Genomic DNA, 23004 nt, shown 5'->3' on the forward strand with positions numbered 1-23004 from the left:
GCGCGAGATCCTCGGAAGGCGACGCAGGATGCGGTTCGGACGCAAGGATGGGGCCGCGCGTCTCGATGCGGCCCTGACCTGCGCCACCGCATGGCAGTGGCCTGTACTCCCAGGAGCGGGCCTCCGGGCGGCAGGCAGTCGTGGTGAGCGTGGCCGCGGCTGCGCCTGTCCCGATCCCGAGTGCGCCGTGCCCGGCGCCCACCCCTTCGATCCCGGACTGCTCGCTGCCACCACCGACGCCCGGATGGTGCGCTGGTGGTGGACGAACCGGCCCACCGCGCCGGTTCTGCTGGCCACGGGAGGGCGTGCGCCGTGCGCGTTGAGCCTGCCCGCTGTGGCCGGTGCCCGCGCACTGGCCGAGCTCGACCGGATGGGCATCCGGCTGGGCCCCGTGGTGGCGACGCCGACCCGGTGGGCGCTGCTGGTCGCTCCGTACACCCTCGAACGGCTCGGTGAGCTGCTGCACGCCCAGGACTGGGTGCCCAGTTCGCTGCGGTTCCACGGTGAGGGCGGCTATCTCGTTCTGCCGCCGTCCGAGATCGGTACGGGGCAGGTGCGCTGGGAGCGGGCGCCGGAGCGGGACCTCCGGGCGGACGGGGATGCGCGACCGGGCAGGGTCGCGCGGGTGGACAGGGGTTCCCTGCCGGGTCCCGGTGGTGGAGTTCAGGGCGGGTCGGCGGCGCCGTGGCTGCCGGATGTCGGTGCGGTGCTGGACGCGCTGGTCGAGGCGAGCAACAGCGCCCCGGACGGCGGCAGCCGGCTCGCGTACTGACCGGCGGACTCCCGGCGGTGACAGGCAGGTCCGGACCGGCGGCTCCCAGGGGGCGGACCGCCTTCCGGGCCGATGCGCCGGTTCGCTTCGATGCACCGGGCCGAAGGGCTGGTTCGCTTCGACGCGCCGGTTGGCTTCGACGGGCCGAGCAGGGGGGCGGCCGTAGTTGCCGTGCCCTCGGTGCGGTGCTGGATATGCCGTGCGATCGGAAGCCGGATACGTCGGGAATGCCGGGTCGGGTGTATCCGCGGACGACGGTGCGGGGTGCAAGCAGGCCGCTTCCGTTCTTGATCCGTATCTGTTCTTCCCGATTCGTCTTCATTACCCAGCGCTGTCGGATCTCTGACGCTTCCCTTCCGGATGCGGTGATCGACGCGGGTGTTTCGGTCATCCGGTGAGGGCTGATTCGGTCATGCAAAGTCTGCCGGTGCAAAGTCCGCCGGTGGTCGGCTTTCTGATGTCCCTTCGGAATCCCTTGGGTATCCGTTCGAACCTACTTCGAAGATCTCTTCGGGAGCTCTTCCGTGCGGTATTCGGCGAGAGGGGCGACCGGTCACTTCTGTCCGATACCGAGCGGTCCGGTGATCGCGTGCCGCTGTTGTCGGCGTCGGGTCAACCGGGCTCCCCCGGCGACAGATTGACGCAGCGCCACTGCGGAAGCCGTCACGGGGTGCCTGAAGGGCGGCAGCGGTGGGGTGGGCCGGATGTCAGGCCGAGGGGCTCGTCCAGGGAGCAGGCGCAGGGCGTGTGCGCGGCTCGTGTGCCGCCCGGTGCGCCGTGCGCGCCGGGCCAGGACATGAGGATGCCCGATCGCTGGCGACGGGGGATGCACCAGCGACCGGGCTTCTAGAACGGTAACAAGAGATCTGCCGTTCGCAAATTCGATCTCGGGTATTCGGACAGCGATTTACCTGTGAGTACGGCGAGTTGTGACGGGCGTCACCGTACGGTCCGGGGGACGGTCACTGTCAGCTGAGGGTCACTTGGCGGTTGGTGAGCCCGCCACGCGCCCGCCGCTCGTCGGCCGTGAGGGGCGCATCCGAGGCGAGCGCCGTCGCGAGGCGCTCCGCGAACGCGGCGGCGGGCTTCTCGCACTCCTCGGCACCCATCGCGCTCGGCAGGTCCCAGACCGGGACCATGAGGCCGTGCGCACGGAAGGAGCCGACCAGCCGGGTCCCCTCCCCGAGCGAGGAGGCACCGGCGGCGTGCAGCCGCGCGAGTGCGTCGAGGAGCTGCTCCTCCGGGTGCGGCATGACCCAGCGCAGGTGGTTCTTCTCCGGCGTCTCGCACCAGTAGGCGGCGTCCACCCCGGAGAGGAGGACGGTCGGGATCGCCGCGTCGTTGGCGCGCTCCAGGGAGGCGGCCACCTCGGCCGTGGCGTTCTCCGCGTCCGGCACCCAGAACTCGAAGCCCGGGTGCACGACCGGCTTGAACGGCGCGTCGGCGTCCAGGACGTCCTGGAGCCGCGGCCCTTCGGCCGGTACGCGCCTGGCGGCGACGGGCGAGCCGGGCTCGGCCTCCAGTGCTCGCTGGAGGGTGTCGGCGAGGTCGCGGCTGAGGTCGCCGGAGGAGGTGTCGTTCTGCAGGGCGAGCAGGACCGAGCCGTCGTCGCGGCGCAGTGCGGGCCACGCCATCGGGAGGACGGTCGCGAGCGTCACGGACGGCACGCCCTCGGGCAGTCCGCCCTTCAGCGTCAGTTCGACGGTGGCAGCGGGCACCAGCTCGCGCAGCGCGACCCAGTCGCATTCGCCGGCCAGTCCCTCGAAGGGGCGCTGGACGAGCTCGGCCACCGCGTGGGCTGCGGCGCGGCCGTGGCAGGCCTTGTATCGGCGGCCAGAACCGCACGGGCAGGGCTCACGAGCCCCGACCACCGGGATCTCGCCGTCCGTGAGCTGCTGCTTCCCGGCCTTGGTCTGAGGGCGCTTCTTCGCCATGGTGGGCTTTCTCCCGATTGCGACAGTGCGGTCTGGGCCGCGAGCCTAGCCGCCCGTGCGCCGCCCGTGCGCCGCCCGTGCGCTGTCCGGGGCCGCCCGGGGGTGTGGCCGGCCCGGGAACGGCGGACATGGTTCCGTCGCGCGGCTCCGAAGTGCCCGCTGTCTCTCGGAACGGAGGGCGGTACGGGACGCCCGGGCGCGGCCCCCAGACCGCGCCTGCCGGTCCTGCGCGCAGGACGGAGGGCCTGTCAGAGGCGGTTCCCCGGGGGCCCGGATACCGGGGTGCTCCTTGCCCGGCTTCAGTCCCCGCAGGGTGCGCCGCCGCGCTTCAGCCCGCGTCGGGTGCGCCGCCCCGTCTCGGTCCGCCGGGTACGGGGCCCGGCCTCATTCCGCGCGGGATGCACAGCCCGCTTCAGCCCGCGTCGGGTGCGCCGCCCCGCCTCAGCCCGCGCCGGGTACGCGGCCCGGCTTCAGCCCACGTCGTCGAACGCACCGGCGAAATCCAGTCCGTCGAGGCCCGTCGCACCGGTCACCGCCGAGCCGCCGCCCGGCAGCCCCAGACCACTCGGTGCCCGTCCGTTGCCCCGGCCTCCAGGCCGTTCGTCCGGTCGGCTGTGCCCCTCGTTGAGTAGCACCCAGACCGTCACCTCGCCGGACGAGTCGTCCCGCACGCCCCACTCCTCGGCGAGAGCGCTGATGATGTTGAGCCCCCGGCCGCCACGAGCGGTCACCGACGGAGTGGCCGGAACCGGCCTGGTCGGACCGCCTCCGTCCGTTACTTCGACGGTCAGCCCACCCGTTCTGTCGACGCGCCATGCGGCGCGCACGTCGCCGTCTCCCACCTCGGTGTGCCGGCCCAGCGGCCTGCCGTGCCGGCAGGCGTTGCTGAGCAGTTCGGAAAGGATCAATACAGCATCGTCGACGACCGAATCCGACACCCCGTGGCTGCGCAACTGCTCACGCATCCGGTGCCGTGCCTGACCCACGCCCGCAGGGCCATGGGGTACGGCCATGCTCGACGACGTGGGCACTTCTTGTGCCACCACCAACGCCACCCCCGAGACCTCCTTTGCCCCACGCCACGGAGTGGATGCCCCCCTGGACTGGACCGGAAACCGGCCAATGGGTCGCGAGTGACGCACTCGTAACGATCGGGTACGCGTCGAATGCGCCGGTGTACTCCCCGTAATCGACGGTGCGGGCGGGCCCTTCCCGTCGTGGACAGGTCCTAAGCGCGCCCCAGCTGTGCCAGAACCTGCTTCGGCCGATTGGTGATGATGGCCTCTACGCCGAGCCGGACGCAGAGCTCGACGTCCTCCGGCTCGTTGACCGTCCAGACGTGCGCCCGATGACCGGCGCGGTGCAGGCGGTCGATGTATCCGGGGTGACTGCGTACGATCCGCATCCCCGGTCCCGCGATGAGGGCACCTGCCGGCAGCCGTCCATCACGCAGCCGAGGCGAGACGAACTGCATCAGGTAGACGGTGGGCAGCTCCGGTGCGGCGTCCTGGATGCGGTGCAGTGAACGGGCCGAGAAGCTCATGATGCGGACCGGTGAGGGGCCGTCGGACGGTGGCACATCGAGATCGAAACGCTTCAGCAGCTGCAGCAGCCGCTCCTCGACCTGGCCCGCCCAACGTGTCGGGTGCTTGGTCTCGATGGCCAGCTGGAGGGGGCGGCCGGCGGCTCTGGTCTCGACGAGGAGCTCCAGGAGCCGCTCCAGGGTGAGTACGGAGGTGAGCTCGCCCGGCACCGGATCCCAGTCCGGGGACTCCGCCTCCTCGCGGTCCTTCCACGAGCCGAAGTCGAGGGCCGCGAGCTCGTTCAGCTCCAGGGCGGAGACGGCGCCGCGGCCGTTGGAGGTGCGGTTCACCCGGCGGTCGTGTACGCATACGAGATGGCCGTCGGCAGTGAGCCGTACGTCGCACTCCAGGGCGTCGGCGCCGTCCTCGATAGCCTTCCGGTACGCGGCCAGCGTGTGCTCGGGGGCGTCGTCGGACGCGCCCCGGTGTGCGATGACCTGGATGGGATGCTGGCTGGGGCGCTGCTGCCGTGCTTGGGTCACCCGCGTCATGGTGTCATCGGGAGACCATGGGTGCGTGCACCTTGTCGTGCGAGACCGTTTTGTCCGGTGTAAAGGACTGTGCGCAGATGCACAGGTCCTGCTTACAGTGGCCTGACGTGCTGTGGGAAAAGCTGACTCCAGACACGTACACAGCGGATCTCTTGCCGAATCATGATGTGGAACCGAGGAGTAAAGAGCTGTGAGCACAGAGAACGAGGGCAACGAGGGCACCGCGGCCGGGGCCGCCCCGTCCGTTCCGTCCGCACCTCCAGTGCCGGCCGACGCTCCCCAGGGACCTCCCGAGAGCGCGCCCGCCGCTGCTGCGCACCCGGACGCGACAGCCACACAGCAGCAGCCGGCCTCCCCCGCCCAGGATCCGGCGACGGCCCCCATGGCCCCGGTTCCGGCGGCCGCGCCGCAGTACGCGCCCCCGCCCGCTCCGCAGTCCGCTGCCGACGCCGGCTGGCCCCCGCCCCCGCCGGCGGTTCCGGCGTACGCGCAGGCGCACGGGGGGCAGGGCGGCGGCCCCGCGTGGGGCCCGCCCGGCCAGGTGCAGACGCCCGACGCGCCGCGCAAGCGGGGCGCGGGCGGCCTGGTGGCCGCGGTGGTCGTGGCGGCGCTCGTCGCGGGCGGCGTCGGCGGTGCCCTCGGCTTCTGGGCGGCGGACAGCAACAACGGCTCCGACTCCGCCGGTTCGACGACGGTCGCCGCGTCGGGCACTCCGCAGGACCTCAAGCGCGACCCGGGCACGGTCGCGGGCGTCGCGGCCAAGGCGCTCCCCAGCGTCGTCACGATCGACGCGCAGGGCGGTGACGGGGAGGGCGGTACCGGCACCGGCTTCGTGTACGACAAGGAAGGCCACATCCTCACGAACAACCACGTGGTGGCTTCCGCGGCGGACAGCGGCCAGCTCACGGCGACGTTCTCCAACGGCAAGAAGTACGACGCCGAGGTGGTCGGCCGGGCCCAGGGCTATGACGTCGCCGTCCTGAAGCTGAAGAACCCGCCGCAGGGACTCACCCCGCTGCCCCTGGGCAACTCCGACCAGGTGGCGGTGGGCGATTCGACGATCGCGATCGGCGCCCCGTTCGGCCTGTCCAACACGGTCACCACGGGCATCATCAGCGCGAAGAACCGCCCGGTCGCGTCCGGCGACGGCTCCGGCGGCAGCAACTCGTACATGAGCGCGCTGCAGACCGACGCCTCGATCAACCCGGGCAACTCCGGCGGCCCGCTGCTGAGCTCCGCGGGCGCGGTCATCGGCATCAACTCGGCGATTCAGTCGACCGGAAGCACCGGTCAGAGCCAGGCCGGTTCCATCGGCCTCGGCTTCGCGATCCCGATCAACCAGGCGAAGAACGTCGCCCAGCAGCTGATCAAGACCGGTCAGCCGGTCTACCCGGTCATCGGCGCGACGGTGACGATGGACGAGAAGACCGGTGGCGCGGTCATCTCGGACCAGGGCGCGGGCGGCACCGAGGCGGTCTCCAAGGACGGCCCCGCGGCCCGGGCCGGCCTCAAGGCGGGCGACGTCATCACGAAGTTCAACGACACCGTCGTCGACAGTGGCCCGACCCTGATCGGCGAGATCTGGACCCACAAGCCGGGTGACAAGGTCAAGCTGACCTACAAGCGTGACGGCAAGACGTCCACGGTGGAAGTCACCCTGGGCGAGCGCAAGGGTGACAGCTGACCGGCTAGGCTGTCCTCCGCGTCGAAGCGGCCCTTCGTGGGCCGTTGGCGCGGGGTGGGTTGCCCGAGCGGCCTAAGGGAACGGTCTTGAAAACCGTCGTGGCAGCGATGTCACCGTGGGTTCAAATCCCACACCCACCGCAGATCAACGGCCCCCGACCAGTACATATGGGCGGGGGCCTTTGCCATACCCGTTCCCAACCGGGCGCCGCTGTTCTCCCTGGGTTCCCGGTCAATCGGGCACGGACGGGGCACGGGAGGGCACGGCTTTGGAGCTGCGGGGGTCAGCTCTTCAGCGGCTGATCGGGGCTCGTAGACGATCTCGTAGGGCGCTGCGGGCACCACGATGTCCGCTGTCACCACGGGGCGGCCCTCGTCGCTGTAGTACGTCCGCCGGATGAGCGTCACGAGTGCGGCTTTCTGGATGCCGAGTAGCGATGTCTCCTCGGCGGTCGCGTGCCTCGGTTCGGGCTGCTCCACCGAGTGGCTGATGGTGACTCCGATCGCGGCCATGCGGTTCACGGCTCCCGCCCTGGCCAGGGGCAGGCAGCCGAGCCCATTGGCTACTGCGGCTCTCATTACCCAGCAGGGGCAAATGCGGACATGCCTCGCCTGGGAACACCATCGGCTGGTTCATGTTCGGGGCACCGACATCAGCCGATAGGGTCGTGGCCATGGGGGATGGGAAGACTCGTAAGTGCGTTTGGTGCAGGAGGCAGTTCACACGGCGTTCGATGTGGCGGGCGAAGCGCTACTGCAAGAGGTGGCACCAATGCGTGCACTACGGCGCAATACTGCTGGGCGCCTTGTTCTCCTGAACGATCAGGCAGTGCACTGACCGGCAGAGTAGGCGCAGAGCTCGCCAGCGGGCTCTTTTGAAAACCGTCGTGGCAGCGATGTCACCGTGGGTTCGCATCCCACACCCACCGCAGGCGAACGGCCCCTGCCCGGGTGAACGGTCAGGGGCCTTTCTCATGCGCCCTGCCCGGGCCGCGGAGCCGCCCCGGTGGTTCCCGTCCGATCGGGTGCGGAAGCGGCACGCGCTACGCGGTCACCCGGCGTTCAATCGCACCGTGCGACGGCGTCGGGTTGCAGCCGCAGCTCCTGGACCTGATAGCAATCCGAGTAGGTGGTGGCGACGATCGCGCCGCACGTACAGGCCAGGTTGGGTCCCCATTCGCCGTCCATCCCGCAGCAGTGGCCGCGGTGCATCGCGATGTCCGGGTGCTCCTTCAAGCCGAGGCTGTCGCCGGGGTGGAGCACGATGGTGCCGGTCGGACCCGACTCCACCAGGAAGCCGGACTGCTCATCCAGGACGTACGGAGGGCCCGACGGATCGGGGTCGACCGCGAACGTCCCCGGTGGCATCCGCACGACGGGTGCGGCGCAGTGCCCGTCGGCATCCGGGGTCGATGCCTGAGGCCGGTGCCACCCTGCGTCCACATCAGGGTCCGGCAGGGGCCGCTCGGCGACGGCCGGTGTCACCGAGCGGTGGCAGCTGCGGCACTGGAAATCCGTCATCAAGGCTCCTCGTTCCCTAGCTTCCCGGCCAGTGTCGGCGAAGGCACCGCCCACACGCGACCACATGGTCGGGTGGCGGCTCTGTGGAGGAGCTGTCACCCGACGAGTGAAGGCGGGGGGCCGTTCAGCGGGTGGTCGTGAGGCGGGCGGCGGAGGCGATGGTGGCGCGGGCCTCGTGTTCGGGGAGGCCGGTGCGGACGGCGGCTTGGGTGAGGGCTTCGGCCAGCGCGTCGCCGAAGCCGTGTTCGTAGGCGCGGCAGGCCGCCCAGAAGAGCCTCGTGTTGCGCTGCCCCGCATCCGCCGCCAGGACGAACCGGATCAGGCCCCGACCCCGGTCGTCGGGGTGGGTTCGGTGCCGGTGGGGGCGTGCCGGGGGTGTCAGCAGGTGGAGGAGGGCGCTCGGACAGGGCGCGGGCGGCAGGGTGCCGGTACCGGGTACGAGGCGGTAGGTGCCGTGGGAGGTGACCGAGCCAGGGCCGACCAGGTAGCCGCCGGTGCCGCGGATGTCGATGCCGGGGGCGAGGCGGCCGGCGGAGTTGGGCACGGGTACGTCGGGCGGGCCGGACAGCCAGATGTGGCGGCCGCCGGAGGGGGTGAGCACCGTGACGGTCGGCGGAATGGTGAACAGGTGCTGAAGGGCGAGGTGTTGCAGGGCCGCCACCGAGTCGTTCCGGCCGGTGGTGTCGATGTCGAGGTCGACACCGATGAGGTGGTGCGGGGCGCGTCCGCACGCGATGCCGTAACCGGTGGCCCAGGGCGCGGCGGCGAAGAGGGCGCGTACGGCTGCGGGGTCCGTGGTGGCGTCGTGGACGCCGTGTCCGGGCTGGCCGCAAGCGCCCCGGCAGCCGGACGGCTGGGGCTCGTCGCGGTGCGGGGAGCGCAGGGCGGGGAGCTTGGTGGCGGACAGCGGGATGACGGGGAGCCCGTGCTCCGCGGCGGAGAGCGCGTGGGCCAGGGCCAGGGTGGCGGTTCGCCGATCGGTGGTGGCCATGGTTCTATGTTCGTACGAATGTTCGAATAAAGGAAGAGGGGAGGGTGTGAGGGTGGTCGCCGCGCGGCGGTGGCGGAACGCTTCTTCTGTTGTGGGGCGCGTGGCCTTCCCGTGCGCTGGGGGCGACCTGGGGGTTCGAGGGGTACGAGGTTTATTTTCGCTTCCTCATGCTTGCGGGGGAATCGGAATGCATGAGCGGTTCGCCGGTGTGGTGCTGGGCAACTTTGATCTTGCGACGTCGTGACCATCACCGGGGCGGTCGGCCAACTGGCCCGGATTCAGCGTTACTTCCGGTTCCTGGAGGAATAGACATGGCAAGCATCCGTACCGCTCGTGTCCTCGCCGCTGTTGCCGCGTTGCCTCTTGCTGCCGCCCTCCTCGGTGGTGTGGCCCAGGCCGACAACGGGTCGTTCGCGAACGACGGATCGAATGCGGGCGTGGCCACGATCGGAGGAAGTGGGGACAACTTCGGTAATTCGTCAACCTCGCAGCAGCAGGCCACCGGCTCCGGAGCGTCCAACCAGAGCAACTCCGCCCAGGTGAACGGTTCGGCGTTCACGGCTATCGACCAGTCCAGCCACGATGTGGTGGTGAACTTCAGCCCCCTCTGGTGAGCCGCTGCCTCTCGCGGTCCGGTCGGGGGGCCGGACCGCGGTGGGGGGATGACGGCCTGCGTGCAGCCACTGCGGTGGTGGCACGCGGGTCGTTCGATCTCCAGGCCCGGCCGGAGGGTGAGGTCTCAAGGGTCCGCCGGGGGGCGGGGTGGACGCAATGTCGAGCAGGGCGGGCGAGGAGTGAGGTGATGGCCGGAGTCGAGCAGGGGTGGGCGGGGAGTGAAGTGGGGGCGGATCAAACAGGGATGGCAGCCCGGGGAATCGAGAGGCTGCGTGTCAGGGCAGGTCAGGGCAGGCAATCGAGGAGGGCGGAGGGGGGTCGGGCGGGGAGCTGAGGGGGCAGGGGCGAGCGAGGCGGGGAATTGAGGTGGGCGCGGAATCGAGGTGTGAAGGGAATCTTGGCGGGTCGGGCTGTCCGGTGCCTTGACAGTCGTGCGGAATCTGACGGACAGTCAGAAACCCTGATCCGCATGCCCGTTCCCGGGAGGCAGCCGCCGTGCATCTGGCCCCGACCGAGCGCCAGCAGGAGCTGCGCGCCGAACTACGCGCCTATTTCGGCGATGTGATGCCCGGCGGTGGTGGGCATGCAGGCCCTACCGCTCAGGGGGCCGCCGCCCAGGGCCCTGACGCTCAGGGGTCGGCCGCCCAGGGGGCCGCCGCCCAGGACGCGCAGCGGCGGTTGCTGCGTCGTATCGGGGCCGACGGGATGCTCGGTCTCGGCTGGCCCGTCGAGTACGGGGGGCAGGGGCGTGGTGCGGACGAACAGTTCGTGTTCTTCGACGAGGCCTACCGGGCCGGCGCCCCGGTCTCCATGGTCACGCTCAACACGGTCGGCCCCACGCTCATGAAGTACGGGACCGAGGCGCAGAGGGCGTACTTCCTGCCGCGCATCCTGGCCGGCGAGCTCGTCTTCGCCATTGGTTACAGCGAGCCCGAGGCCGGTACCGACCTTGCCGCCCTGCGCACCAGGGCCGTACGCGACGGCGACTCCTGGGTCATCAACGGGCAGAAGATCTTCACCAGCAACGCCCAGAACGCGGACTGGATCTGGCTTGCCTGCCGCACGGATCCGGATGTGCCCAAGCACCGTGGCATCTCGATCGTGCTCGTCCCGACGGACGCGCCCGGTTTCTCGTGGACGCCCATCGAGACCGTGGGCGGGCTGACCACGACCGCCACGTACTACGACGGCGTGCGCGTACCCGCGACCGCGCTGGTGGGCGAGGAGAACGGCGGCTGGGGGCTGATCACCAACCAGCTGAACCATGAACGGGTGGCGCTCGCCGCGATAGGCATGCAGGCCGAGGACTTCTACGAGACGGCGCTCGCGTTCGCCCGCACCCGCGACCCCGTGACGGGGCGGCGGCCGGCCGATGAGCCGTGGGTCCGCTCGCGGCTGGCGGAGGCGCATGCCCGGCTTGCGGCTACCCGCCTGCTCAACTGGCGCCTGGTGGGGGCTGTGGGGGCGGGGGCGCTGGCTCCCGGCGACGCGAGCGGCGTGAAGTTCGCCGGAACCGAAAGCGCCATAGAGGTGTATCGGATGTGCCAGGAGATCACGGGAGACACCGGATTGATCCGGGGCGGCTCGCCCGGCGCCTTCGGGGACGGGGAGCTGGAGCGCATGAACAGGGCGGCGCAGATCAACACCTTCGGGGGCGGGGTGAGCGAGGTGCAGCGGGAGATCGTCGCGACCATGCGGCTCGGTATGAAGAGGGGGAAGCGGTGACGACCGGGCAGGACGTGCGGGACGAGTTGTACGAGCGGCTCAGGGGGTATGAGGGCAGGGCGGCGGCCACGTCGGGGGTCGGCAAGGACGTGGTCAACGAGGCGATGATCAGGCACTGGTGCGAGGCGATGGGGGACACGCACCCCGCCTACACCGGACCCGGCGCCGTCGCCCCGCCGACGATGCTCCAGGCGTGGACGATGGGTGGGCTGTCGGGGCACACGGACCGGAGCGGCCCCTACGACGAGCTGTTCGGCCTTCTCGACGGGGCCGGGTACACCTCCGTGGTCGCGACCGACTGCGAGCAGGAGTATCTGCGCCCCCTTCGGCCCGGTGACCGGATCACGTTCGACGCGGTGATCGAGGCGGTGTCGGAGCGCAAGACGACGAAGCTGGGGACGGGCTACTTCGTCACCACGCGCATGGACGTCCGGGCGCAGGGCGAGCCCGCCGGGACGCACCGCTTCCGCATCCTCAAGTACCGCCCGGCGAAGGCGATGCCACGGCGGAATCCGGAGCCGGAGCCGGAGCGGAATCCCCAGCCGAGGCCGGAGTTGCCATCGGAGCCGGAGCGGAATCCCCAGCCGAGGCTGGAGTCGCCATCGGAGCCGGAGCGGAAGCCGGAGCGGAAGCCGGAGCGGAAGCCGCAGCCGAGGCCGGAGTCGGAGCCGGAGCCGAGGCCGGAGCGAGACCCGGAATCAAAGCCAGGGCGGAAGCCGGAGCCGGAGCGGAGGTCGGGGGCAGAACAACCACCGGGGAGGAAGCTCCGGTCCCGGCCGGTGGTCAACCGGGACAACGCCGGATTCTGGGAGGGTGTCGCCGCCCACCGGCTGCTGATCCAGCGCTGCACTGCCTGCGAAACCCTGCGCTTCCCCTGGCTGCCCGGATGCAACGCCTGCGGGGCGCCCGGCTGGGACACGGTGGAGGCGTCGGGCGAGGGCACCGTCTTCAGCCATGTCGTGATGCACCACCCTCCCTTTCCCGCCTTCAGCGAGGACGGCGAGGGTGGGCCCTACGCGGTGGCGCTGATCGAGCTCGCGGAAGGGGTCCGCATGGTCAGCAATGTCGTCGGGGTGCCGTGCGACAAGGTGCGGGCGGGCATGGCGGTGCGGCTGGAGTTCCTGCGTACGGACCCCGAGCTGGTTCTGCCGGTCTTCCGGGGAAGTGAGGGCTGACATGGATTTCACGCCGAGCGAGGAGCAGGCCGCGGCGCAAGGGCTCGCCGCCCGGATCTTCGGCGATCTGTCGACGCACGACCGCCTGGTCGCGGCCGGCAGCGCTACGGACGCCGAGCTCTGGAAGGAGCTCTGCGCGGCCGGACTGCCCGGTGCGGTCGAGGAGACCGGGCTGCTCGGGCTGGTGCTGCTGGCGGAGGAGCAGGGCAGGACGACCGCGCAGGTCCCCTTCGTGGCGAGCTGTGTGTACGGGCTCCTGGCCGTCGCCGGGCACGGTACGGACGAGCAGCGCGGGCGTCTGCTGCCGCCGTTGCGGGACGGGACGGCTGTGGTGGCCGGGGCGTTACCGGCCCGCGGCACCGTGCGGGCGGAGCCCGGCGGCGGGCCGGTCGGCGCCCTGCCCCCTGCTGCGGGCGGGCGGCTGAGTGGCGGCGTCCCTCTGGTGCCGTGGCTGCGGGACGCCACTCATGTCCTGGTCGCGGACGAGGAGCGGAGTCTGTGGATCGTACGGATCACCGACCCCGGGGTGGTGACCGAACCCGTGGAGACGACAGCCCCGTGGTCGGCCGGTCGGCTGGTGCTGGACGCGGCGCCCGCGGAGCGGCTGGGCGGGCCGGAGGCGTACGAGGAGGTGCTGGCCACCGCCCGGACGGCGTTCGCCGGAGTGCAGGCGGGCGTGTGCGCGGGCTCGCTGGCGCGCGCGGTCGCACACACCGCCACACGTGAGCAGTTCGGGCGACCGCTGTCGACCAACCAGGCCGTGCTGCTGCGCGCCGCCGACGCGTACATGGACACCGAGGCGATACGCGTCACGGCATACGAAGCGGCATGGCGGCGCGACGAGGGACTGTCCCACGGGGCGCAGGCGCTCAACGCCGCATGGTGGGCGTCGGAGGCCGGAAGGCGGGTCGTCCACGCGGGCCAGCATCTGCACGGCGGAACCGGAGCCGACCTCGACCATCCCGTGCACCGCCACTTCCTCTGGGGGCGTCAGCTCGACGCTTATCTCGGCGGCAGCGGCACGGTTCTTCAGGAACTCGGCGAACTACTGGTGAAGGAGGGACCGGAGTGAAGACCGGTGAGGAACTGGCGCCTCTGGAGATCGCGGTGACCCGCACCCTGATCGTGGCGGGCGCGATCGCCTCCCGCGACTACCAGGACGTGCACCACGACGCGGAGCTCGCACGGGAGAAGGGGTCGCCGGACATCTTCATGAACATCCTGACGACCAACGGCCTGGTCGGGCGTTACGTCACCGACCACTTCGGGCCTTCGGCCGTGCTCAGGCGGGTCGCCATCAGGCTCGGCGCCCCCAACTATCCCGGCGACACCATGGTGCTGAGCGGCACGGTCACCTCGGTGGCCGACGACGGGACGGCCGAGGTGGCCGTCGTCGGCGTCAACGGGATCGGCAGGCATGTGACGGGCACTGTGACCGTCGGTGTCCTGGAGGAGTCCGTATGAGCGTGCGCAGGGCCGATTCGCTCGGCGGGAAGGCGGCGGTGGCCGGGATCGGGGCGACCGAGTTCTCCAAGGACTCCGGGCGCAGCGAACTCAAACTGGCCGTCGAGGCGGTGCACGCGGCACTCGACGACGCGGGGCTCACACCCGCCGACGTCGATGGACTCGTCACCTTCACCATGGACACCAGCCCCGAGATCACCGTCGCGCAGGCGGCCGGCATCGGTGAGCTGTCGTTCTTCTCGCGGATCCACTACGGCGGCGGCGCGGCCTGCGCCACGGTCCAGCAGGCGGCTCTCGCCGTCGCCGCCGGGGTGGCCGACGTGGTCGTCTGCTACCGGGCGTTCAACGAGCGGTCGGGGCGCCGCTTCGGATCCGGGGTCCAACAGCGGGAGCCCACGGCCGAGGGGACCGCGCTCGGCTGGAACCTGCCCTTCGGGCTGCTCACGCCCGCCTCCTGGGTGGCCATGGCGGCCCAGCGCTATCTGCACACGTACGGGCTGACGCCCGAGGTCTTCGGCCATGTCGCGGTCACCGACCGGCGCCATGCTGCCAACAACCCGGCGGCGTACTTCTACGGGAAGCCGATCACGCTCGCCGACCATGCCGCCTCCCGGTGGATCGTCGAACCCCTGCGGCTGCTCGACTGCTGTCAGGAGACGGACGGCGGGCAGGCGATCGTCGTCACCAGCGCCGAACGGGCCCGCGACCTGCGGCAGCCGCCCGCGGTGATCGTCGCCGCAGCCCAGGGCGCCGGGCGGTCGCAGGAGCAGATGACGAGCTTCTACCGGGACGATCTGACCGGGCTGCCGGAGATGGGCGTCGTCGCCCGCCAGCTGTGGCGCAACTCCGGCCTGGCCCCGGCCGACATCGACGTGGCGATCCTGTACGACCATTTCACCCCCTTCGTGCTGATGCAGCTGGAGGAGTTCGGCTTTTGCGGACCGGGTGAGGCCGCTGACTTCGTGGCTGCCGACACGCTGCCCCTGAACACCCACGGGGGTCAGCTGGGGGAGGCCTATCTGCACGGGATGAACGGCATCGCGGAGGCGGTCCGGCAGATCCGGGGGACGTCGGTGAACCAGATATCCGGAGCGGCCACCTCCCTGGTCACGGCCGGCACGGGGGTGCCTACCTCGGGCCTCGTGCTGGGCCGCTCGCGGTGAGCGCCCGGTGAGCGCCCGGTGAGCGCCAAGTGAACGCCCGGACCAGGCCGGCGTCGGAACGGCGTCGGGCGGGGGCGAGCCGGGGACGGAGCGGGGACGGAGCGGGGGTGTAGCGAGGACGGAAAGGGATGGAACGAGGCGCGGGGCCGGCTCCGCGTCCTCGGGGGCGACCCTGAGTACGGGAGGACGACCCCTCCACCTTCAGGAGGTCGAGGGGGCGTCGGACCTACACCCTGAGGCGGACGTCGTTTCGGGACCTGGGGGCGATCCCTCCGGCGGCGCCCGCTCCTAGCGTGGAGTTATGACCATGCCAGTCTGCACGGGCGCCTCCAGGGGAGCCGCTGCCACCGCCCCGGACGCGCAGCGCAGCCCGCACGCGTCGACGCACACCGGGCACCCGCCGCGCGGGCAGCACGCGGCGCCCGCCGCGCATCCCTCGCGCCCGTCACTCGCCCCGTACGCCGTCCCACGCCCCCAGGCCGCCGCCCGCCCCCAGGCTGCCTCGCGATCGCCGTACGGTGTGCGCGCGCCGTACGTCCCGTACCCGTCGTTCACGTCCTTCGTGAAGGCCCGCGGACCGGTGCTGCTGCGTGCCGCACGCTCGCTCACCGCGAATCCCAGCGATGCCGAGGACCTGCTCCAGACCGCGCTGACGAAGACGTACGTCGCCTGGGAGCGGATCGAGGACCACCGGGCACTCGACGGCTACGTCCGCAGGGCCCTGCTGAACACCCGTACCTCGCAGTGGCGCAAGCGCAAGGTCGACGAGTTCGCCTGCGACGAGCTGCCCGAGCAGGAGACCGTGCCCGGCCCTGACCCGGCCGAGCAGCAGACGCTGCACGACGCCATGTGGCGTGCCGTGCTGAAGCTTCCCGACCGCCAGCGGGCCATGGTCGTCCTGCGCTACTACGAGGACCTCAGCGAGGCGCAGACCGCCGAGGTGCTGGGGGTGTCCGTCGGCACGGTCAAGAGCGCCGTGTCCCGGGCGCTCGGCAAACTGCGCCAGGATCCGGAGCTGGCGCCCGTGCGGTGAGCCGTCGCGGATCCGTGCGGGGCGTTGACCTCGTGCGGTGAGCCGTCGCGGATCCGTGGGGCAACCCGGCCCCCTGCCCCAGTCGTCTGCCCGGCCTTCTGCCCCTGCCCCCTGCCCCAGCCGCCTGCCCCTGCCCCAGCCGCCTGCCCCGACCCGTGCCCAGTCCTGTGGAAAGGTTCCGCGCCCTGTCCGGCTGGTGTGAATTTGCCGGACGACACCGATTCGTTCCTCCGGAAGTAGTGACATACCAAGCGGTATGTGCGCAGAATCAGCGGACCCTTACTGCCGCGTAGCGCCCACCGGGAGGACGCCGTGCTCAGCACCATGCAGGACGTACCGCTGACTGTCACCCGCATCCTGACCCATGGGATGACCATCCACGGGAAGTCGCAGGTCACGACCTGGACCGGAGAGCCCGAGCCGCACCGGCGCAGCTTCGCCGAGATCGGCCGGCGGGCCACCCAGCTCGCCCACGCCCTGCACGACGAGCTCGGCATCGACGGAGACCAGAGGGTCGCGACCCTCATGTGGAACAACTCCGAACACGTGGAGGCGTACCTCGCCATCCCGTCGATGGGCGCCGTGCTCCACACCCTCAACCTCCGGCTTCCCGCCGAGCAGCTGGTCTGGGTCGTCAAGCACGCCGACGACAAGGTCGTCATCGTCAACGGTTCGCTGCTCCCGCTCCTCGCCCCGCTGCTCCCCCAGCTGACGTCGCTGGAGCACGTGGTCGTCTCGGGTCCCGGTGACCGCTCCGCTCTGGACGGTGCCGCAGTGCGGGTGCACGAGTACGAGGAGCTGATCGCCGGCCGCCCCACCAGCTACGACTGGCCCGAGCTGGACGAACGTCAGGCCGCCGCCATGTGCTACACCTCCGGCACCACGGGGGACCCCAAGGGCGTCGTCTACTCCCACCGGTCGATCTACCTGCACTCCATGCAGGTCAACATGTCCGAGTCGATGGGGCTGACGGACAAGGACACCACCTTGGTGGTCGTCCCGCAGTTCCACGTCAACGCCTGGGGTCTGCCGCACGCCACGTTCATGTCCGGCGTCAACATGCTGATGCCCGACCGCTTCCTGCAGCCCGCCCCGCTCGCGGAGATGATCGAGCGCGAGCGGCCGAACCACGCCGCGGCCGTCCCGACGATCTGGCAGGGGCTGCTGGCCGAGGTCACGGCCAACCCCCGCGACCTCACCTCGATGACCAACGTCACCATCGGCGGCGCCGCCTGTCCGCCCTCCCTCATGGAGGCGTACGACAAGCTGGGCGTCCGCCTCTGCCAAGCCTGGGGCATGACGGAGACCTCGCCGCTCGGCACCATGGCCAACCCGCCCGCCGGGCTGACCGAGGAGCAGGAATGGCCGTACCGCATCACGCAGGGCCGCTTCCCGGCCGGCGTCGAGGCGCGGCTGGTCGGCCCGGCCGGAGAGCACCTGCCGTGGGACGGCGAGTCGGCCGGTGAGCTGGAGGTGCGCGGCGCCTGGATCGCCGGTGCCTACTACGGCGGCGCCGACGGTGAGGCGCTGCGGCCCGAGGACAAGTTCAGCGAGGACGGCTGGCTGAAGACCGGCGATGTCGGTGTGATCAGCGACGAGGGCTTCCTCACGCTGACGGACCGGGCCAAGGACGTCATCAAGTCCGGTGGTGAATGGATCTCCAGCGTGGAGCTGGAGAACGCGCTGATGGCGCACCCGGATGTCGCAGAGGCCGCGGTCGTGGCCGTCCCGGACGACAAGTGGGGCGAGCGTCCGCTCGCGACCGTCGTCCTCAAGGAGGGCGCCACCGCCGACTACGAGGCGCTGAGGGCGTTCCTCGCCGAGTCGGGCATCGCCAAGTGGCAGCTGCCGGAGCGCTGGTCGGTCATCGCGTCCGTGCCGAAGACGAGCGTCGGGAAGTTCGACAAGAAGGTCATCCGCAAGCAGTACGCGGCGGGCGAGCTGGACATCACGCAGCTCTGAGCCTGCGCCTGCGCCCGGTTCGGGCACGGGCACCGGCACGGGCACCGGAGCGGTACGAAGCGGCGAGGGCGGTACGGGAGTGATCCCGTACCGCCCTCGCCGTGTCCGTGTCCTGTCCGCGTCTGCGACCTGTCCGTGTCCTGTCCGCGTCCTGTCCGCATGCGCATCCGCATCCGGGTCCGCGCCGCCGTCGTCGCGGGTCAGTTCGTGCCGATCTTCGCGAGCAGGTCGACGATGCGGGACTGCACCTCGTCGCTCGTCGAACGCTCGGCCAGGAAGAGGACCGTCTCCCCCGAGCTCAGCTTCGGCAGCTCCGAGCGGTTGATGTCGGCCGAGGTGTAGACGACCAGCGGGGTGCGGTTCAACTGTCCGTTGGCGCGCAGCCAGTCGACGATCCCGGCGCGGCGGCGGCGTACCTGCATCAGGTCCATCACCACCAGGTTCGGCCGCATCCGGGTCGCGAGCGAGACCGCCTCGCTGTCCGTCGCGGCGCAGGCGACCTGCATGCCCCGCCGCTCCAGTGTCTGCGTCAGCGCGAGAGCGATCTCCTCGTGCTCCTCGATCAGCAGGACGCGGGGCGGATGCTGTTCGCTGTCGCGCGGGGCGAGTGCCTTCAGGAGTACGGCGGGGTCGGCACCGTACGCCGCCTCCCGCGAGGCCTGCCCCAGACCGGCGGTCACCAGGACCGGCACCTCGGCCGCCACCGCCGCCTGGCGCAGCGACTGCAGGGCCTTGCGGGTGATGGGGCCGGTCAGCGGGTCCACGAAGAGCGCCGCGGGGAACGCCGCGATCTGCGCGTCGACCTCCTCGCGCGAGTGCACGATCACCGGCCGGTAGCCGCGGTCGCTCAGCGCCTGCTGGGTGGAGACGTCGGGGGCCGGCCAGACGAGGAGCCGGCGCGGGTTGTCCAGCGGTTCCGGGGGCAGTTCGTCGTCGACGGGCTGCGGGGAGGGGCGGTTGGCGACCTCGACGGCGCCGCCGGGCCCGTCCAGCGGCTCCGGTCCCTCGGCTGCCCCCTCGTCGGGCGCCCCTATGGCGTACGCGCGGCCTTCGGCCGCCGGGGTGGCGAGCAACTGCCCCGAGCCCTGGCCCTGCACGGTGCCACCGGTGCCACCGGGTCCGCTCTGCGGGGCGGGCGGCTGCGGCGGGGTGACGGCCGGTGCGGTGGCCGCCGGCAGCGCGGCGCGCTCACCCCGGTCGCCCTCGGGCGGTGCGGCGAGCTTGCGGCGCCGGCCCGCTCCGCCACCGCCGCCGAGCGTCTGGTTCTGCTGGTGGGCGATGTGCTGGGCGAACGGCACTCCTTGGCCCAGCGTCCGCACGCTGAACGCACGCCCCTGCGTCGAGTCCGAGGAGCCGGGCATGGGCGCTTCGGCGGGCAGCGGCTGCCGCCGCGCGTCGGGACCGGGCGAGAGCCTGCGGGGACGGCTCTCGTCGTGGTGGGCCGGGTCCGGGGGGCCGACCGGGCCCGCAAGGCCGTCAGCGCCCTCGGAGGCGGAGCCGCGGGCGTTCCCGGCCGTGGTCGTACCGGTGGTGTGCGAGGTCCGGCCGGTGACGGCCGGCCGGGGGGCGTCGTCGGGCCCTTCCTGGACGGCGGGACCCTGACCCGATGCGTCGTCCGTCCCCCAGCCGCCGGGCTGCACGGGCGGCAAGGGCTGATCGGTCGGACCGGCCGGCCCGCTCTGCCCGGGCAGTCCGAACGGCGCTGCCTGCTCCTCCTGCAAAGACTGCGGGGACTGTGAGGGCTGAGAGGGCTGAGAGGGCTGCGGAGACTGAGGCGCGTCGGCGTGCCGGGCCCGGCGTCGTCCGGTCGGGATCGGGTGCGCCTGCGGCGGGGTGTGGTCGTGCTCCGGCGCGCCGGACGCCGCGTCATGGCGCCCGGGCAGCGAGGCATCGGCTTCACCGGCGGTGGGCGGCACCCGGTCGGCGTCGGCGGGCGGGAGCGCGAACGGGACGCGCGGGCCCGCCTCGGCCTGGGCAGCCCGGTCCAGGGCGGCCGACAGGGCGCGACGGGCACGCCGGCCGGTCGGCTGCTGCGCCGGCGCACCGGCGGGCGCCTGTCCGGACACCGCCTGCTCGGACACCGCCTGTCCGGACACCGCCTGCTCGGACACCGCCTGTCCGGACACAGCCTGCTCGGCCACCGACTGCCCGGACACAGCCTGCTCGGCCACCGACTGCCCGGACACCGGCTGCCCGTGTGCCGCCTGCCCGTGTGCTGCCTGTCCGGGCGTCGGCAGCTCGCGCGGCGCCTGCCCCGACTGCTGGTGCGTTGCCTGACCGTGGGTCCGGGCGATGTCGTCGTGGCCGGGGAAAGCCGCGGGATCCGCGACCTCCACGGCGGTTCCGGCAGTGCCGGCAGTGCCGGAGGTGGCGGAGTTCCCGGCGGCCGGAAGCGCCAGTTGGTTCTCGCCGCTCCGGTGCGCCCGGTGCCCGCCCGCCGGCACCGGCATCGGTGCCTCGGCCGGATTCTGCGGCGGAACTCCCTGCGGCGGCACGGTCTGACCGCGCTGCGGGCGGCCACCGGCCCCCTGTGCCCCCTCGGCGGCCGTCACCACGGACCCCTCCGAAGGCGCGGACGACGCGGCCGCGGGCAGCGCGAGGGCCTGCCCCGGCCCCTGCTGTCCGGCACCGGCCGGGTCGCCGCTCTCCGCCGGGCTGGGCCGGCCGCGCCTGCGCCCGGAGCCCCCGCCCTGTGCGGCCGGAGCGGGTTCGTGCGGGCCCGCCGCGTCGGGTGCGGCTCCGTCGACGGACCCGGGTACGGGACCCGTCCCGGCCTCACGGCGCGCACGCCGGCGCCCGGTCGGTTCGGCTGCCCCGGTACCGGCCACGGCGGACGCGTCGGCCACCCCGAGCTCACCGGCGCCGTCGGAGCCCTCGGAGCCGCCCACCGGGCTCTCCAGGAAGGCATCCGTGGAGCCCCTGCGCGCCCGGCGCCGCCCCCTGCCGCCCTCGGTGACCCCGGCATCGCCCGATGCCCCGGAATCACCCTGGACATCAGGGACCGGGACCGGAGGAGCTACGGCCGCCTCGGGCGGCATCGGCGGCATCACGGTTCCCGAACCCGCGCCGAGCGGGACTTCGAGTACGTACGCGCTGCCGCTCATCCCCGGCATCTCATGCGTCTGGAGCACACCGCCGTGCGCCCGCACGATCCCGCGCACGATCGGCTCGTGCACCGGGTCTCCCCCGGCGAACGGTCCGCGCACCTCGATCCGTACGACGTCACCGCGCTGTGCCGCGGCGACGACGACCGTCGAGTCGACGTAGCCGCCGCCCGGCACCAGCCGGGCCCTGCCGGTCGAGTCGACGCCGGCGACGTCCGCGACCAGATGCGCGAGCGCGGTCACGAGCCGCCCCGCGTCGACCTCGGCCTCGATCGGTGGCGCGTGCACGGCGAACTGCGCCCGGCCCGGCCCGATCAGCTCGACAGCGGCGTCGATCCCGGCCGTGACCACGCCGTCGAGCAGCACGTTCGTCTTGACGAGCGCCTCGGAGCCGCCGTCCAGGCGCTGGTAGCTCAGCACGTTGTCGACGAGCGTCGTCATGCGCGCGTAGCCGGCGGCCAGGTGGTGCAGGATCTGGTTCGCCTCGGGCCACAGCTGGCCCGCGGGGTCGGCGGCGAGCGTGGACAGCTCGCCGCGCAGTTCCTGGAGCGGCCCGCGCAGCGACTCGCCGAGCACGGCGGTCAGCTGGGTGTGCCGGGCGGTCAGGTCCGCCAGCCGCTCGGCCTGCTCCTCCAGCTCGGAGGCGTACCGCTCGGTGCGGTCCGCCAGTTCGGCCGCGTGCTGTTCCGTCAGTCCGGTGACTTCGGCGGTGTGCCGCGCGGTGAGGTCCTTGAGCTCCGCGGTGTGGCTCGCGGTCAGCTCCTCGACCTCGCCCCTGCGCTTCTTGTCGAGCTCCTCGTACGGGCGGCGGTCGGTGAACGTCATGACCGCGCCGACCAGCTGGTCGCCGTCCCGCACGGGCGCGGTGGTCAGGTCGACGGGCACCTGCGCACCGCTCTTGGACCACAGGACCTGCCCGCGCACCCGGTGCTTACGCCCCGATTTGAGGGTGTCGGCCAGGGGCGACTCCTCGTACGGGAACGGCTCACCCTCGGCCCGTGAGTGCAGGATCAGCGGATGCAGTTCCTGGCCGCCCAGGTCGGTGGCGCGGAAGCCGAGGATCTGTGCGGCGGCGGGATTGACCAGCACGACACGGCCGTCCGTGTCCGTGCCGACGACACCTTCGGACGCGGCCCGCAGGATCATCTCGGTCTGCCGCTGCGACCGGGCCAGCTCGGCCTCGGTGTCGACCGTGCCCGACAGGTCGCGTACGACGAGCATCAGCAGCTCGTCACCCGTATAGCTGCCGCTGTAGGAGGCCTGGACGTCGTTGTACGCCGCCTGCCCGTCCTCCAGGCTGGCGCTCGTCACCTCGACGGGATACTCGTTGCCGTCGGTGCGCCGCGCGGTCATCCGCGTGGGCTTGGTCCGGCCCCGCTCGTCCGCAGCCTCCGGCCTCCGCATCGACCCCGGGATCAGCTTGGAGTCGAACTCCGGCAGCAGATCGAGCAGTCCGCGACCGACGAGCGCGGTGCCCGGCGTCTCGAACATTTCGAGGGCGATGGTGTTGGCGTTGACGACCGTACCGTTGCAGTTGACGAGCAGAAGCCCGTCCGGAAGGGCATCGAGTATGGCTGCGAGGCGAGCAGCGCCTCGGGATGGCCTGCTGCTCACGACGACGCTTCCTCCCTGATTACTGCACCTTGCCGACAGCGGGCCCCATCTTGCCCCTCGGGCCTCAGGCTGTCACTGGAGGAGTCTAAAGGCTGGGGAGGGGCAAGGGGCGGCGGATGAGGGGGAGCTCTCACCAAGGTTCTGTGCATACGGTGTACGACTCTGGCCCATTAC

At 71.8% G+C, this 23004-nt stretch carries 16 protein-coding genes, 1 tRNA gene and 1 pseudogene; 11 read left to right on the forward strand and 7 right to left on the reverse strand.

The features are described 5' to 3' along the window. Positions 1-28 precede the first annotated feature (28 nt). Positions 29-772 (forward strand): bifunctional DNA primase/polymerase, encoded by a 744-nt coding sequence (locus ACGFZA_RS24115; RefSeq protein ID WP_393681941.1) that lies wholly within the window; start codon positions 29-31, stop codon positions 770-772. Positions 773-1740: 968 nt separating this feature from the next. Here ACGFZA_RS24115 and ACGFZA_RS24120 read toward each other — a convergent pair. From ACGFZA_RS24120 to ACGFZA_RS24130, 3 genes are all read right to left on the reverse strand, one after another. Further along, positions 1741-2706: a DUF5926 family protein gene (locus tag ACGFZA_RS24120; protein WP_385277701.1), complete on the reverse strand. Its 966-nt coding sequence runs from the start codon at positions 2704-2706 to the stop codon at positions 1741-1743. 470 nt (positions 2707-3176) lie between these two features. Beyond that, complete coding sequence (locus tag ACGFZA_RS24125) at positions 3177-3848, reverse strand: ATP-binding protein (protein ID WP_385277702.1); 672 nt, start codon at positions 3846-3848, stop codon at positions 3177-3179. 86 nt (positions 3849-3934) lie between these two features. Further along, positions 3935-4780: a glycerophosphodiester phosphodiesterase gene (locus ACGFZA_RS24130; RefSeq protein ID WP_385277704.1), complete on the reverse strand. Its 846-nt coding sequence runs from the start codon at positions 4778-4780 to the stop codon at positions 3935-3937. 190 nt (positions 4781-4970) lie between these two features. Between ACGFZA_RS24130 and ACGFZA_RS24135 the strand changes: the two genes are divergently transcribed. Beyond that, positions 4971-6464, forward strand: a complete 1494-nt coding sequence (locus tag ACGFZA_RS24135) for a S1C family serine protease (RefSeq protein WP_385277706.1) — start codon at positions 4971-4973, stop codon at positions 6462-6464. A gap of 53 nt (positions 6465-6517) precedes the next feature. After that, a tRNA-Ser gene (locus ACGFZA_RS24140) sits at positions 6518-6604 on the forward strand. Between the two features lie 151 nt (positions 6605-6755). Here the strand turns inward: ACGFZA_RS24140 and ACGFZA_RS24145 are convergent. The 3 genes and pseudogenes from ACGFZA_RS24145 to ACGFZA_RS24155 all read right to left on the reverse strand — a co-directional run. After that, positions 6756-7006 (reverse strand): annotated as a pseudogene (locus ACGFZA_RS24145) (UTRA domain-containing protein); the annotation flags it as partial. 519 nt (positions 7007-7525) lie between these two features. Then, positions 7526-7984 carry a hypothetical protein gene (locus tag ACGFZA_RS24150; protein ID WP_393681784.1) on the reverse strand — a complete coding sequence of 153 codons (459 nt, stop codon included), beginning with the start codon at positions 7982-7984 and terminating at the stop codon, positions 7526-7528. 124 nt (positions 7985-8108) lie between these two features. Beyond that, positions 8109-8975, reverse strand: coding sequence for a bifunctional DNA primase/polymerase (locus tag ACGFZA_RS24155; RefSeq protein ID WP_393681786.1), 867 nt, complete (start codon positions 8973-8975; stop codon positions 8109-8111). Positions 8976-9286: 311 nt separating this feature from the next. On the opposite strand from ACGFZA_RS24155, the gene ACGFZA_RS24160 reads away from it, so the two are divergent. From ACGFZA_RS24160 to ACGFZA_RS24195, 8 genes are all read left to right on the forward strand, one after another. Beyond that, entirely contained in the window at positions 9287-9589 is a 303-nt protein-coding gene (locus tag ACGFZA_RS24160) for a hypothetical protein (protein WP_385277712.1), read from the forward strand. Between the two features lie 496 nt (positions 9590-10085). Continuing rightward, a complete protein-coding gene (locus ACGFZA_RS24165; protein ID WP_393681788.1) occupies positions 10086-11315 on the forward strand; it encodes an acyl-CoA dehydrogenase family protein in 1230 nt (409 codons plus the stop codon). Continuing rightward, positions 11312-12490 carry an OB-fold domain-containing protein gene (locus ACGFZA_RS24170; protein WP_393681791.1) on the forward strand — a complete coding sequence of 393 codons (1179 nt, stop codon included), beginning with the start codon at positions 11312-11314 and terminating at the stop codon, positions 12488-12490. Before ACGFZA_RS24165 ends, ACGFZA_RS24170 begins: the two co-directional genes overlap by 4 nt. 1 nt (position 12491) lies before the next feature. Beyond that, positions 12492-13562, forward strand: a complete 1071-nt coding sequence (locus tag ACGFZA_RS24175) for an acyl-CoA dehydrogenase family protein (protein ID WP_393681793.1) — start codon at positions 12492-12494, stop codon at positions 13560-13562. Next, positions 13559-13954, forward strand: coding sequence for a MaoC family dehydratase (locus tag ACGFZA_RS24180; RefSeq protein WP_385277720.1), 396 nt, complete (start codon positions 13559-13561; stop codon positions 13952-13954). Before ACGFZA_RS24175 ends, ACGFZA_RS24180 begins: the two co-directional genes overlap by 4 nt. Further along, complete coding sequence (locus ACGFZA_RS24185) at positions 13951-15117, forward strand: lipid-transfer protein (protein ID WP_385277722.1); 1167 nt, start codon at positions 13951-13953, stop codon at positions 15115-15117. Before ACGFZA_RS24180 ends, ACGFZA_RS24185 begins: the two co-directional genes overlap by 4 nt. Before the next feature lie 520 nt (positions 15118-15637). After that, positions 15638-16150, forward strand: a complete 513-nt coding sequence (locus tag ACGFZA_RS24190; RefSeq protein WP_385277744.1) for a SigE family RNA polymerase sigma factor — start codon at positions 15638-15640, stop codon at positions 16148-16150. A 312-nt stretch (positions 16151-16462) separates the two neighbouring features. Beyond that, the gene (locus ACGFZA_RS24195; RefSeq protein WP_393681796.1) at positions 16463-18112 is read left to right on the forward strand and encodes a long-chain fatty acid--CoA ligase; all 1650 of its coding nucleotides are present in this window, start codon (positions 16463-16465) and stop codon (positions 18110-18112) included. A 200-nt stretch (positions 18113-18312) separates the two neighbouring features. On the opposite strand, the gene ACGFZA_RS24200 is transcribed toward ACGFZA_RS24195, so the two are convergent. Continuing rightward, complete coding sequence (locus tag ACGFZA_RS24200; RefSeq protein ID WP_393681798.1) at positions 18313-22830, reverse strand: PAS domain-containing protein; 4518 nt, start codon at positions 22828-22830, stop codon at positions 18313-18315. Between the last annotated feature and the right edge of the window lie 174 nt (positions 22831-23004).

The sequence above is a fragment of the Streptomyces sp. NPDC048211 genome, from assembly GCF_043202315.1.
GTDB lineage: Bacteria > Actinomycetota > Actinomycetes > Streptomycetales > Streptomycetaceae > Streptomyces.

Excerpts from the sequence above, each read along its gene's own strand:
- ACGFZA_RS24115 (WP_393681941.1), top strand. The coding sequence starts at position 29 with ATGCGGTTCGGACGCAAGGATGGGGCCGCGCGTCTCGATGCGGCCCTG.
- ACGFZA_RS24120 (WP_385277701.1), bottom strand. The coding sequence starts at position 2,706 with ATGGCGAAGAAGCGCCCTCAGACCAAGGCCGGGAAGCAGCAGCTCACG.
- ACGFZA_RS24130 (WP_385277704.1), bottom strand. The coding sequence starts at position 4,780 with ATGACGCGGGTGACCCAAGCACGGCAGCAGCGCCCCAGCCAGCATCCC.
- ACGFZA_RS24150 (WP_393681784.1), bottom strand. The coding sequence starts at position 7,984 with ATGACGGATTTCCAGTGCCGCAGCTGCCACCGCTCGGTGACACCGGCC.
- ACGFZA_RS24155 (WP_393681786.1), bottom strand. The coding sequence starts at position 8,975 with ATGGCCACCACCGATCGGCGAACCGCCACCCTGGCCCTGGCCCACGCG.
- ACGFZA_RS24160 (WP_385277712.1), top strand. The coding sequence starts at position 9,287 with ATGGCAAGCATCCGTACCGCTCGTGTCCTCGCCGCTGTTGCCGCGTTG.
- ACGFZA_RS24175 (WP_393681793.1), top strand. The coding sequence starts at position 12,492 with ATGGATTTCACGCCGAGCGAGGAGCAGGCCGCGGCGCAAGGGCTCGCC.
- ACGFZA_RS24185 (WP_385277722.1), top strand. The coding sequence starts at position 13,951 with ATGAGCGTGCGCAGGGCCGATTCGCTCGGCGGGAAGGCGGCGGTGGCC.